At 67.1% G+C, this 12,338-nt stretch carries 10 protein-coding genes; 4 read left to right on the forward strand and 6 right to left on the reverse strand.

Going from position 1 to position 12,338, the window contains the following annotated elements:
* Positions 1-12: 12 nt before the first annotated feature.
* A complete protein-coding gene (locus IEX24_RS06820) occupies positions 13-648 on the forward strand; it encodes a nuclear transport factor 2 family protein (RefSeq protein WP_188675628.1) in 636 nt (211 codons plus the stop codon).
* A 28-nt stretch (positions 649-676) separates the two neighbouring features.
* On the forward strand, positions 677-1,417 hold the full coding sequence (locus IEX24_RS06825; RefSeq protein ID WP_188675632.1) for an SDR family oxidoreductase: 741 nt from the start codon (positions 677-679) through the stop codon (positions 1,415-1,417).
* A 116-nt stretch (positions 1,418-1,533) separates the two neighbouring features.
* Here IEX24_RS06825 and IEX24_RS06830 read toward each other — a convergent pair whose 3' ends face one another.
* From IEX24_RS06830 to IEX24_RS06855, 6 genes are all read right to left on the reverse strand, one after another.
* On the reverse strand, positions 1,534-3,195 hold the full coding sequence (locus IEX24_RS06830) for an AMP-binding protein (protein ID WP_188676549.1): 1,662 nt from the start codon (positions 3,193-3,195) through the stop codon (positions 1,534-1,536).
* Between the two features lie 186 nt (positions 3,196-3,381).
* Positions 3,382-4,590 carry an acyl-CoA dehydrogenase family protein gene (locus tag IEX24_RS06835; protein WP_188675635.1) on the reverse strand — a complete coding sequence of 403 codons (1,209 nt, stop codon included), beginning with the start codon at positions 4,588-4,590 and terminating at the stop codon, positions 3,382-3,384.
* Between the two features lies 1 nt (position 4,591).
* The gene (locus IEX24_RS06840) at positions 4,592-5,815 is read right to left on the reverse strand and encodes a phosphotransferase family protein (RefSeq protein ID WP_229715144.1); all 1,224 of its coding nucleotides are present in this window, start codon (positions 5,813-5,815) and stop codon (positions 4,592-4,594) included.
* Positions 5,812-6,981 (reverse strand): zinc-binding dehydrogenase, encoded by a 1,170-nt coding sequence (locus tag IEX24_RS06845; RefSeq protein WP_188675638.1) that lies wholly within the window; start codon positions 6,979-6,981, stop codon positions 5,812-5,814. Before IEX24_RS06845 ends, IEX24_RS06840 begins: the two co-directional genes overlap by 4 nt.
* Positions 6,978-8,648, reverse strand: coding sequence for a flavin-containing monooxygenase (locus IEX24_RS06850; RefSeq protein WP_188675640.1), 1,671 nt, complete (start codon positions 8,646-8,648; stop codon positions 6,978-6,980). The genes IEX24_RS06845 and IEX24_RS06850 overlap by 4 nt, the downstream gene beginning before the upstream one ends.
* Positions 8,645-10,063 (reverse strand): spinster family MFS transporter, encoded by a 1,419-nt coding sequence (locus IEX24_RS06855; protein ID WP_188675642.1) that lies wholly within the window; start codon positions 10,061-10,063, stop codon positions 8,645-8,647. Before IEX24_RS06855 ends, IEX24_RS06850 begins: the two co-directional genes overlap by 4 nt.
* Before the next feature lie 173 nt (positions 10,064-10,236).
* On the opposite strand from IEX24_RS06855, the gene IEX24_RS06860 reads away from it, so the two are divergent.
* Together IEX24_RS06860 and IEX24_RS06865 are read left to right on the forward strand one after the other, a co-directional pair.
* Positions 10,237-11,619, forward strand: a complete 1,383-nt coding sequence (locus tag IEX24_RS06860) for a PucR family transcriptional regulator (protein WP_188675644.1) — start codon at positions 10,237-10,239, stop codon at positions 11,617-11,619.
* 13 nt (positions 11,620-11,632) lie between these two features.
* Positions 11,633-12,334, forward strand: a complete 702-nt coding sequence (locus IEX24_RS06865; protein WP_188675646.1) for a Pr6Pr family membrane protein — start codon at positions 11,633-11,635, stop codon at positions 12,332-12,334.
* Positions 12,335-12,338 lie beyond the last annotated feature (4 nt).

The raw sequence follows: 12,338 nt of genomic DNA on the forward strand, positions 1-12,338 counted from the left end.
CACCATTAAAACATGACCGATTACATTGAAGACAGACTTGCCATCAACGACCTTCTCACCGGCTGGATGCACCGCGACCAGAGCGAGTGGACTGAACTCCGTGAGCTCTTTCACCCCGACGGAACCATCGAAATCACCTGGTTCACCGGCCTCTTCAGCGACTTCGTCGACGCCTCGATTCGCATGGGCGCCTCGAACGTGCGCACGAAGCACCTCATCGCCTCGCCGCTCGTCACCTTCAATGGTGACCGTGCCATCGCCGAGACGAACGCCATGATCGTCGCCGAGAACCGTGAGCTGGGTGTCGGCTGCGCAACGCACAACCGCTTCTACGATCAGATCGAACGGCGCGACGGCGTGTGGCGCATCGTGAACCGCGGCAGCATCTACGACATGGGCAGCTTCACCTTTCCCACCGGGGTCGTCGAGCTCGACCAGGAGACGGTGTCGAAGTACCCCGCCGAATACGCCGCTCTGGCCTACGTGCTTGAGAAGAGCGGTTTTCCGGTGACGAAGACCTTCCCCACCAAAGGCAGCGAACTCGAAAGCGACATGAAAGCAGCTGGCGCGGCCTGGCTCGCGGCAGCCGAACCAGTGTCGGCTAACCTGGAATCGGGCCTGCGGCCGGCGCTTTACAACGCGGCGTAGGTCGTCTTTTTCAGGAAGAGGGCAGAACGTGCAGAGGTTCGAGGGCAGAGTCGCTCTGATCACCGGCGGCAGCCGCGGCATCGGTTTCGCCATTGCGAAACGACTCGTTGACGAAGGCTGCCAGGTGGTCATCACGGGGCGCAAGCACGAAAGCCTCGACGCGGCCGTCGCCGAACTGGGTGCAGCTGTCGCCGTGGGCGTTGCGGGCAAGGCCGACGACGCCGAGCACCGCGCCCAGGTCTTCGAACTGATCGACGAGCGCTTCGGCCACCTCGATCATCTCGTCAACAACGCCGGAATCAACCCGGCCTACGGCGCCCTTCTCGAGGTCGACGAGTCGGCCTTTCGCAAAATGCTCGACGTGAACATCATCGCAACCCTCGGCTGGATACGAGGCGCCGTCGCGGCCGGGTTCACCGGCTCGATCGTCAACCTCTCGTCGGTGGCCGGCACCACGGCGAGCCCCGGCATCGCCGCCTACGGAATCTCGAAGGCGGGCATCATCAACCTCACCGTGCAGCTGGCCCAAGAACTGGCGCCGGGCATCCGGGTCAATGCCGTGGCGCCTGCCGTCGTGAAGACCGACTTCGCCCGCGCGCTCTACGAGGGGCACGAAGAGCAGGCTGCAGCCGAATATCCGCTCGGCCGGCTCGGCCTGCCCGAAGACATCGCGGGCCCGGTAGCGTTTCTGCTCTCAGACGATGCGGCGTGGATGACCGGGCAGACGCTGCACATCGACGGCGGCATTGCGATCCGCCCGGTCTGGTAGCGCGGGTCGCCCGCGGCGGCCGGCAGCGGATCACCGCGTGCGCGGCACCCACCGCGGGGTCACGCCGCACATGCCCGGCGTCGCCCGGTGTCACCGCGCTTCGGCCCCGCCCGCCGTCAGACCGCCGCGGCGAACCGCTCGGTCAACACGCGCTTCAGCACCTTGCCACTCGGCCCGAGTGGAAGCTCGGTGACGAAGTGCACCACCCGCGGAAACTTATAGGCCGCCATGCGCTCGCACGCGAACGCGATGAGGTCGTTCGGCTCGACGGTTTCACCCACCCGCGTCACCACCGCCGCATGCACCTCTTGCCCGTGCACGTCGTCGGGCACTCCGAACACGGCCACCATGCTCACCGCCGCATGCCGCGCCAGCACCGCCTCGACCTCGGTGGGGTACACGTTGTAGCCGTTTCGCACGATGAGGTCTTTCTTGCGGTCGACGATGGTGATGAATCCATCGGCGCTGAGCGTGCCGAGGTCGCCCGTGCGCAGCCAGCCGTCAACGACCGCGTCGGCCGAGGCGTCAGGCCTGCCGAGATACCCGTTGAACACGTTGTAGCCGCGAACCACGATTTCACCCACGGCGCCGGCATCGGGCAGCAGCTCGATGCGGCCCTCGACCTCCGGCTCGGCAACGGCCACTTCGACTCCCCAGAGCGGCCTGCCGACGGTTCCCGGGCGCGTCTTCTCGTAGCGCGAGTTCACGGAGACGGTCGATGACGTTTCGGTGAGCCCGTACCCCTCGTGTACCTCGGCACCGAACGTCTCCGCGAACTTCTCGAGCACAGCCACGGGCAGGGCTGCACCGCCCGATACGGCGAACCGCAGCGGCGGCCGAGCCTCTACCCGTGCCGCCGCCGCTTCGATGAGCGCGATATACATGGTGGGCACACCCTCGAACACGGTCGCGCGATGCAACACCATGAGCTCGATGGCCTCGGCCGCATCGAACTTCGGCAGCAGAATGATGGCGGCGCCCCGCCGAAAGCCCGTGTTCAGCACCGCGGTCTGACCAAAGGTGTGAAAGAGCGGAAGTCCGCCGAAAATCACGTCGTCAGGCAGAATGTCGAGCGAATCGATCAGGCTGTTGTGCACCTGCTCGACGATCGCCAAGTGCGAGCCCACCGAACCCTTCGGCGTGCCGGTGGTGCCACTGGTGTAGAGAATGGTGGCGGCATCCATCGGCCTGACGGGCTCGTGGCGTGCAATCGGCACGGCGGCGCCAGCGAGGTCTTCGAGCCGCCGGATGCTCGGCGGTTCGGTGCCGAGCGCGGCCGCAACCGGCGGGGTGGCGCCCGACCCGGCCGCGTTCGTCGCGATCGTTGCGGGAGTCGCGGGCGACGCGTTCGCCGCAGTCTTCGCGGCTGGCACGTAGACAACCGGCGGCGGGGCGAGAACGGTCACGAGATCGACCGCCGCATCCCGAGCCGCGGGCAGCGCCTCGGCCAGCGATGACGAGGCCGCCACAACGAGATCGGCCCCGCTGTCACGCAGCACGTACTCGATCTCGTTCGCCTTGAACAGCAGATGAATGGGCACCACGATCGCTCCGAGCGCGAGCACCGCGTAGTACACCCGGGCGAAATCGGGCACGTTCGGAATCAGCACCGCCACCCGGTCGCCCCGCCCGATGCCGAGCTCGCGCAGTGCCCCCGCATACGCGCGCGTCTGCGACCAGAGTTCGCCGTAACTGAGCGCCTCGCCCCTGAAGTACAGCGCGACCCGGTCGGGCGCGCGCGTCGCCGACTCCGCCAGAATGCTCGCCACCGAGAGCATGCCGTAGCCGGTGCCGTCGATGGCCGGGTCTGCTGCGTGCCGTGTCACTCGTTCACCACTTTCTCGCTGCCGATTCGCGCCGCACTCGTTCTGCCGAGCTCAGCGGGGCACTTCGCGTGATCCGTCATTTCGGCCTCACAATCTCGTCGCCGATTCGCGCCGCTGAGGCTTTTCTGCCGCGCTCAGTCACTTCTTGCCCTTCAGCTCGGCCTTGCCGAGCGCCGCGAGGTGCACCTCGTCGGGCCCGTCGGCGAGCCGCAGGGCGCGGGCGCCGGCGAGCAGCGAGGCGAGTGGATGATCGGGCCCGAGCCCCGCCGCCCCGAATACCTGCACCGCGTGGTCGAGAATCTGTTGCACGGCCCGCGGCACCGCGATCTTGATGGCCTGAATCTCGGTCATCGCCTGGCGGTTGCCCACCGTATCCATCAGCCACGCCGTCTTCAGCACGAGCAGCCGCAGCGACTCGATCTGAATCCGGGCCTCGGCCGCCCATTCACGAATCACGCCCTGATCGGCCAATCGCACGCCGAACGTCTCTCGCCCGAGCGCCCGCCCACGAACGAGCGCGAGCGCGTGCTCGGCCATTCCGAGCGCCCGCATGCAGTGGTGGATGCGCCCTGGCCCCAGCCGCGCCTGCGCCATTGCGAAGCCCTCGCCCTCGCCGCCGAGCAGGTTCGACGCCGGCACCCGCGCGTCGTCGAACAGAATCTCGGCGTGACCGCCGTGATCGCGGTCGTCGTAGCCGAAGACGGTGAGCGGCCGCACGATGGTGACCCCAGGGGTGTCTCGCCCGACGAGCACCATCGACTGCTGGCGGTGCCGCGGAGCATCCACATCGCTCTTGCCCATCACAATGAAGAGCTCGGCTTCGGGGTTCATGGCGCCGGTGGCCCACCATTTGCGGCCCGAGATGACGTATTCGTCGCCTTCGCGTCTGATGCGCGTGGCGATCTGGGTGGCGTCAGACGACGCGACGTCGGGCTCGGTCATGCAGAACGACGAACGGATGCTCGCGTCAAGCAATGGCGCCAGCCACCGCCACTTCTGCTCTTCGGTGGCGTAGGCCTGCAGCAGGTCGATGTTGCCGCTGTCGGGCGCCATGCAGTTCGTGGCCGCGGGTGCGAGCCGCATGCTCCAGCCGGTGAGTTCGGCGAGCGGGGCGTACTGCAGGTTCGTCAGGCCGGCGCCCCCTTCACCGGTCAGAAAGAGGTTCCAGAGGCCGCGCTCGCGGGCTGTGGTCTGCAAGTCGCGAACGATGGGGCGGGTGCCCCACTCGTCTGGGGTCGCTGCAAGCTGCTCGTCGAGAATATGCTCGGCGGGGAATATGTCGTCGTCGAGAAACGATTGCAGCGAATTCTTCATCGCGAGGGTGCGGTCGTCGTACGAAAAGTCCATCTCAGTCTTTCTCGTCGGGTGTGCGGTGAGGCGCCGTGTCGGCCAGCGCAGCGGTGGCCTCGCCGTCGGCGTGCGCAGCGGCGGCCTCCGCATCGGCGGCGCCGTGAGTGGGAGCCGAGACTCGGCCGGAAAGCACGCGGCGAAGGCCCTCTTCGGCGAGCGGCGCGACGAGGTCGCCCACCCGTTCGAAGCCGTCGCCCACGGTGCCGCCAGAGGCGTAACGAAAGTGGATGCCCTCAGCGATGACCGCGAGCTTGTAGGCCGCGAAGGCGCGATACCACGACAGGTCTGGGGTGCGAATGCCCGCTCGAACCGCATACGCATCGATGATTTCGGGAAACGACGCATACCCCGCAGAGACATCGACCGCGCTCGGCATGACGGTCTTCGCGCCGGGCAGCTCTGAGATGCCCCAGTACAGCCCGAGCATGCCGAGGTCGACAAGCGCATCACCGAGCGTCGACATCTCCCAGTCGAGAATCGCCGCTATACGTGGGTGAGAGTGGGGTAGCGGGGTCGGGCGTGTCACGAGGGCGTTGTCGAGGCGGTAGTCGCCATGAACGAGGGAGGTTCGAGGGGCGGAGGGGTCGGGCATCCGCTCGGCGAGCAGGTCGTGCAGACGTTCGAGGGCAGGCTGCTCGCGTGAGCGTGAGGCGTCGTGCTGCCGGCGCCAGGTGGCGAGTTGGCGGGTGAGGTATCCGGTCGGGCGACCGAAGTCTTCGAGACCGACGGATTCAGGGTCGACTGCGTGCAGCTCGGCGAGCACTTCAGCGAGTTCGAGACTGATGCGGTGAAGCTCAGCGGCCTCGAAGGGAGCGTTGTCATGGCGCGTTGCCAGCACGACTCCATCGACGAACCCCATCAGGTAGAACGGGGTTGCGGTGATCTCCCCGGCTTCGGTGTCGTCGACCAGGTCGATCATCGGCGGAACCGCAACAGCGGTGCTCGCCAGCGCGGCCATCACGCGGTACTCCCTGCGCATGTCGTGTGCGCTCGCCAGCACATGCGCGAGCGGTGGGCGACGCAGCACCAGCGGCCGCGCGGCCCCCTCGATGCGGTAGGTGAGGTTGCTGCGCCCGCCCTCGATAAGCGTCGCGGTGATGGTGTCGGGAGGGTCTGCGAGCAGCTCGGGATGCTCGCGGTGCAGCCACCGCGAAAGACCCAGAACATCGAGCCCCGCGACCCGCACGCGCGAGTCGGGAGTCGACGGGTGTGAAACGCTCACAGCCGCACGACCTCTTCGCCCGCGAGTGACGGATCGATCACGATCTTCGCGTGCGTCTCGGGGTCGCCGAGCGCCGTGAACGCGTTCGCCACGCCTGGCAGTCCCACCCGGCCCGTCACGATGTGCGACGCATCGAGCTTGCCGTCGGCGAGCGCGTGCAGAGTGTCGCGAAACTCCAGCGGCGTGTAGCCGACCACAAAGCGCAGTTCGATCTCTTTGTTGATGGCCAGCGACGGGCGAATCGCGTCGGCTCCCATGGTCACGCCCACCACCACCACACGGGTATGAAGAGGGGCGTCTGCCAGAATGCCGTCGATCATGCCGGGCACGCCGACGCATTCGAACACCACTGGACGCTTCGGATGCGTCGCTCCCACCGTGTCGAGTGCCCGCCAGGTCGACCACCACGGCACGGGCAGCTTCGAACTCGACTCGATGAGATCGATGCCGGCGTTGTACTCGTCGGGCATCGTCTGGTTGAAGCCGTGGCCACCGAGCCGCTGCCACACCGACTCGGTTGCCGGGTTGACGATCTCGGTCGCCCCGCTTCGCCTGGCCAGAGCTCGGCGAGTGGGCGAGTAATCGCTTGCCACGATCGTCTCGACGCCGCGCGCCTTGAGCACGGCGATCACCGCGAGCCCCACGGGACCGCAACCGATCACCACGGCGACTTCTTTCTTACGAATCTCGCTGCGGGCCACCGCGTGCCAGGCGACCGCCATCGGCTCCGTCAACGCCGCCGTGTCGGCGTCGAGACCGTTAGGCACGGCGAGCGTCAACGACTCCTGCACGGTCACCTGCTCGGCATAGGCCCCTGGGGCATCGGCCGAGAGACCGATTCCATCGACCTTCTTGCCATGCCGAACGAGCGGAACGGTCACCACGGGGGTGCCGACCGCCAGCGTTCCGCGGGTCCACGGGCCGAGCTCGGCCACCACGCCGTAGAGCTCGTGCCCCATGATCACATGCTCGCCCGAGCGCATGAACCGGGTGTAGCCGCAGAGCGTCAGCACGTCGGCGAGGTCGTCGCCGTGCTTCAGCGAGTGCAAGTCTGAGCCGCAGATTCCGCAGCGTTTCACGTCGAGCAGCAACTGACCCGCGCCAGGCGCCGGCACCTCGACATCGACGTACTCGAGCGCGCCGCCACTGGCCGAAACGGCCTTCATCGCGCAGACCGCTCGACGGCCGACAACCGCCGCCCCGCGCCCGCGCCGGCCGCTGCTGCATCTGCGCCGGCCGCGCTGCCCCGCGCATCCACTCGCCCACGGTCGGTGCTGCCCACGCCAGCGCCCACACCGGCCGCTACCGGCACTGTCGCCAGGTGGTACGCGTCTTTTCGCCACTTCTTCGCCTCGCGCCGAAACCGAAAGGTCCAGTCGGGGTAGATCGTGGCGTTGCGGCCGGTGGCGTCTTGGTAGAACGTGGTGCAGCCGCCCACCTCCCACACCGTGGTGGCCATCTTGCGGTCGATGTCGCGGTTGTACGCGTCGTGCACCGCGGAATCCACTTCTATCGAGGTCGACCCGGTGGTGTCGAGCGCACGAATCGCGTTGGTGATGTGCGTCACCTGCGACTCGATCATGTAGATCATCGAGCTGTGCCCGAGGCCCGTGTTCGGCCCCAAGAACATGAAGAAGTTGGGAAAGCCGGGTACGGATGCTCCCAAGTACGCCCGCGGAGACCCCTGCCACACCTCGTTCATCAGCACCCCGTCGCGCCCGTACACCCGGTCGGCGAACGGAATGTCGGTCACGTGAAAGCCCGTGCCGAAGATGATCGTGTCGACCTCGTGCTCGGTTCCGTCGGCATCCACCACCGAATGCGCCCGAATCTCGCGCAGGGCCTTCGGCACCAGCGTGACGTTCGGCTTCTGCAGCGCCGGGTACCACTCGTTCGACGGAACGATGCGCTTGCACCCGATGGTGAAGTCGGGCGTGAGCGCCTGACGCAGCACGGGGTCTGACACCTGACTGGCCAGGTGCTTGCTCGAGAGACCCTCGACGAACCGCATCAGTTTGGGCCGTTTCGCGAAGCCGAGCAACAGCACCTCTTTGCTGACGTAGACCTTCGCACGGTCGATCTTCTGGGTCATCGGTCGGCTGCGAAACTTCTCGCGCTCCTCAGGCGTGGTGGGCCGCTTGTCGTGCGGCATGATCCACGGGGCGCTGCGCTGAAACACGAGCAACTCCCCCACCTGGTCGGCGATGCGGGGCACGTATTGAATCGCCGAGGCTCCGGTGCCGATGGATGCCACGCGCTTACCCGTGAGGTCGTAGTCGTTATCCCAGCGAGCCGAGTGCATCAGTTTGCCCTCGAACAGCTCGATGCCGGGCACGTCGGGCAGCTTCGGTTCGGTGAGCGGGCCGACGGCACTGACCAGCACCTGCGCGGTGTAAGAACCTTCGCTGGTCTGCAGCTGCCACAGCTGGGCGCCCTCATCCCAGCGCGCCTCAGTGACGTCGACCCCGGTGTGGAGCCGCGAGCGCAGCCCGAACCGGTCGATGGTGTTCTGGAGGTACGCCCTGATCTCGGGCTGCGGCGAGTACGTCGACGACCAGTCGGGGTTGGGTGCGAACGAGAGGGAGTACAGGTTCGAGGGCACGTCGCACGTGCATCCGGGGTACGTGTTCAACTGCCACACCCCGCCCACGTCGGTCGACCGCTCGAGAATCACGAAGTCGGTGAACTTGTTCTTCAGCAGGCTGTGGGCGAGCCCGATGCCCGAGAACCCGCCGCCGACAATGACGACCTTGGCGTGCTTCGTGGTGGATTCGGCGGCAGACTCGGCGGCCGTCGCGCCAGCCACGGTCGGCCCCGCCGTGTCGGCGCTCATGCCACGGCCTCGGCGGCGAGCATCCGTTCGCGATCGCTCTTCACCGTGCGCGATGTCACGAACATGCCGATGGCGGCCACAATGAACGCAATTGGTACGGCGATCATCATTGCGGTCTGCAAACCGTACGCCGAGGCGGCCGAGTCAGACAGGTTCGTGGCACCCTTGGCGAACGAGTCAGACAGCGCACCCACCACAACGGGGCCTCCGGCGCCCCCGATGACGTAGCCGATGGCGAATACCACGCCGAGAGCGGATGACCGCTGCTTGGCCCCCACCACGTCGCTGACCACCGGCACCGCAGCCGCAAGGTAGAACATACCGAGCAGGTAGCTCAGCGCGAGAAAGAGCACCAGCTGCCCGAGCACCGACGACGACGCGCTCAGCCCGATGTACGCCAGCGGTGCAGCCACGAGCAGGCACACCGCGGCGACCATCACGCGCCGTGCGATCGAGGTCTTGGCCACGCGGTCGGTCACCCAGCCACCGAGCAGCAGACCGATCAGGCCGCCGATGCCGATGACCACACCGCTGACGGCGGCCGCGCTCACCAGATCGAGCCCGTAGTAGCGCTGCAGAACGGGAGTGAGGAAGGTGCCGATGGCGTAGGCCGCGAAGTTGTAACCGGCGAACGCGATGATGAGTCCGTACATCGAGCGGATGCGCAGCACAGACCAGATGGAGGCGCGCTTGGCGGCGACCGTCGGTCGGGCGGTTGCGCCTGCGCCGACGGCCGAGTCGGTTGTCGCAGAAGTCGGCCCCGCGCCGGTCAGCGGTTCAGCAGCGGCGATGGCCACGGCATCCGTCGCCCCACGCTTGGGCTCGCGAATGCGAAACACCAGAATGGCGATGATGATGCCCGGCACGGCCGCAATGAGAAAGGGTGCACGCCAGGAGCCGAATGCCACGGCGACAGCGCCGACCGTGAAGTACGCGAGCATGGTGCCGATGGGAAAGCCGAGCTGAAACCAGGAGTTCGCCCTGGCCCGCTTCTCGGTGGGGTACAGGTCTGCCATCAGCGATCCGGCGGCCGGGTCGTAGGCCGCCTCGCCCACGCCGACGCCCACGCGTGAACCGAAGAACACCCAGAAGCTCGAGAAGACGCCGCCGACAGCGGTGAAGACGCTCCAGATGAGCAGCCCCCAACCCACGACGGTTTTACGCGCGATGCGGTCGGCCAGGTAGCCGAGCGGTATGACCGTGAGCGCGGCCACGATCACGAACGCGGAGGCGAGCAGGCCCGCCTGGGCGTCGTTGATGCCGAAGGCCTGCTCGATCTGGTCGAGAAGCACCGCCGGAATCGCGCGGTCGTAGAAGTTGAGCAGGTTGGCCGCGAAGAGCAGCCCGATGATCCAGCCGGCGCGGGAGTGCGGCCGCGTGGTTTTCTCTGGTTTGTCGACCACTTGTTTCGACATCTGACAGATCCCTTCGTCGTTGAAGAACGTCACAATTTTTGGCGAGCCGAACAACGTCGGGTGGCTGCCTAGGCACAGTATGGGCCGCAGTCGCAGCGCACTCCATGGCTGCGGCACCAAGAGATTTCGCGCGCTCTTGTTCTGGCGAACAACTGACGCGTAGGGTGGGGCGCATGCATGACGACACTGAAGTCGACAGCGCCGAACTCTGGCCGCGGCGTCGACGGATGCCCGAGCTCACCACTCTCGACGAACCCAGCCTCGCGGCGCTGATGGCCGCCGTGGGCCGGTTGCGCGAGTCGGTCGACAGCTGGAGCGAGCGGTTTCTCGCACTCGCCCGGCAGTTCATTCCGGGGTACGAGTTGCTCACCGACGACGAGATCAGAGCCTCGGCGCGATCGTTTCTCGAGGGCGAGATCAACGAGTTGGCGTCGTTCCGCATTCCCGACGCTGCCCTGCGCGAGCAGCTGCAGGTGCTGGCGCTGCGCCGAGTCGCGCAGGGGGTCTCGATCGATACGCTCTCACTGAGCTACCGGCTCGGTTCGCGCGAGATGCTCGCGCTCGTCGACGAGATCGCGGTCGAAGTGAACATGCCGAAAGACCTGCTCCTCGCCATTCACGACAGTTCGTGGGAGTTCGCGAACGAGGCGTCGACGGTTTTCGCGCGGGTGCAGCGCGAGATCACGGTCGAGCGCGCCCGATTCGACGCCGAGCGGCGCGCGGCGTTCGGCAGGGGCATCCTGAGCGGAACGCTGCCCGTCGACGACATCATTCGTGACGCGGGGTTGTTCGGGCTGGATGCGCGCCGTGACTACGTGGTGCTGGTGGCACGAGCGACCTCGACCGCCTCGACCGAGGCGGTACGACGCGCCATGACCGCCGCGACCCGCACCGCGCCAGACCGGCTGCTGTTCGTGAAGATCGGCGACCAGCTCGGGTGCATTGCGCCGACTGCCCCGGTGGCGGCGGGGGTGGCTGTGCTCGCGGTGGGCACGGCGGGGCCGCTGGAGTCGCTGCACACCGCGTTCGAGGAGGCAGTGCTCGCCCTCGAGACCGCAGAGCGATTCGAACTGCACGGAACTGTTCGGCTCGACGATCTGGGGGCACGGCCCCTGGTGCTCGCGGAGTCGCGAGCCGCCGGCTTGCTCGAGACGCGACACTTCGGGGTTCTCGACGCCGACGAACGCGGCGGGCCGGAGCATGGCGGTTCGGAACTCGAAGAGACCACTCGGGTGTACCTCGAGTGCGACCAGCAGGCGCATGAGGCGGCGCGGCGGCTCACCGTGCATCCGAACACCGTGCGCTATCGAGTGAACCGCTTTCGCGAGGTTACCGGGCTCGACGTTCGCCGAACCGAAGACCTCGTGGCTGCGTGGTGGCTTCTGAACCGCCGGCGCGGGCTGCGGCGAGGAGGCGCGGGCGCGGAATCGAGGGTGGACGACGGCCTTGTGGTTCACAGCCCTGACACTGGCGGCGCTGGCGCTGCGGACCGTGGTGACACCGGCACTTCGAGCGAACCCGTCGTTCACGGTGCCGGCCTCGAATATGTGTCGTGAAGTGGAGTCGACGATGAACGAACCCGGCCGGGCGAGCCGGCCCGTCGTGGTGGCGGCCAGGCTCGTCGCGGGCGTCGGGCTTACCGCCACGATCGTGATTCAGGTGGCCGACCGGGTGACGCATCACGCGTTCGACCCGTCTGAGTACTTCAGTTACTTCACCATCGAGACGAGCCTCATCAACATCGTGGTGCTGCTTGTGGGTGGGGTGATGGCCCTGAAACTGCCTCGTGACACGGAGGTGTTCACGATCATCCGACTCAGTGCCGTCTGCTACGCCGTCGTCACCGCGGGCGTCTACAACGTGCTGCTGCGCAACGAGCCGTACGTCGGGCCATACGCGGGGCTGAGCTGGCCGAACGAGGTGATTCACGTCTGGGTTCCGCTGGTCATGGTGCTCGATTGGATGCTCGCACCGGGCCGCCCCGCGCTGCGCTACACAGCGTTGGGCGCGCTGATGATCTTTCCGCTCTCCTGGCTGGCGTACACGCTGATTCGCGGGGCCGTAGGCCGCGCAAAAGTGTACCCGTACCCGTTTCTCAACCCAGCAACGGGCGGTGGGCGCAGCGTGATCGCCTACATCGGCGCGCTCGCCGGCGGCCTCCTTGCGCTCGGCGCGACCACGGTGGCCTACGGAAACGCCCGCGCGGTCCGTCGCCCGAGCGTTTCCTCTCGCTGGCGTCCAGTCTGGGCTCGATCCCGAGCCGCGGGCTAGCTGA

Source organism: Subtercola lobariae (assembly GCF_014640255.1).
Classification (GTDB): Bacteria; Actinomycetota; Actinomycetes; order Actinomycetales; family Microbacteriaceae; genus Subtercola; species Subtercola lobariae.

Excerpts from the sequence above, each read along its gene's own strand:
- IEX24_RS06850 (WP_188675640.1), bottom strand. The coding sequence starts at position 8,648 with ATGAGCGCCGACACGGCGGGGCCGACCGTGGCTGGCGCGACGGCCGCC.
- IEX24_RS06860 (WP_188675644.1), top strand. The coding sequence starts at position 10,237 with ATGCATGACGACACTGAAGTCGACAGCGCCGAACTCTGGCCGCGGCGT.
- IEX24_RS06835 (WP_188675635.1), bottom strand. The coding sequence starts at position 4,590 with ATGGACTTTTCGTACGACGACCGCACCCTCGCGATGAAGAATTCGCTG.
- IEX24_RS06845 (WP_188675638.1), bottom strand. The coding sequence starts at position 6,981 with ATGAAGGCCGTTTCGGCCAGTGGCGGCGCGCTCGAGTACGTCGATGTC.
- IEX24_RS06855 (WP_188675642.1), bottom strand. The coding sequence starts at position 10,063 with ATGTCGAAACAAGTGGTCGACAAACCAGAGAAAACCACGCGGCCGCAC.
- IEX24_RS06865 (WP_188675646.1), top strand. The coding sequence starts at position 11,633 with ATGAACGAACCCGGCCGGGCGAGCCGGCCCGTCGTGGTGGCGGCCAGG.
- IEX24_RS06820 (WP_188675628.1), top strand. The coding sequence starts at position 13 with ATGACCGATTACATTGAAGACAGACTTGCCATCAACGACCTTCTCACC.
- IEX24_RS06830 (WP_188676549.1), bottom strand. The coding sequence starts at position 3,195 with ATGCTCTCGGTGGCGAGCATTCTGGCGGAGTCGGCGACGCGCGCGCCC.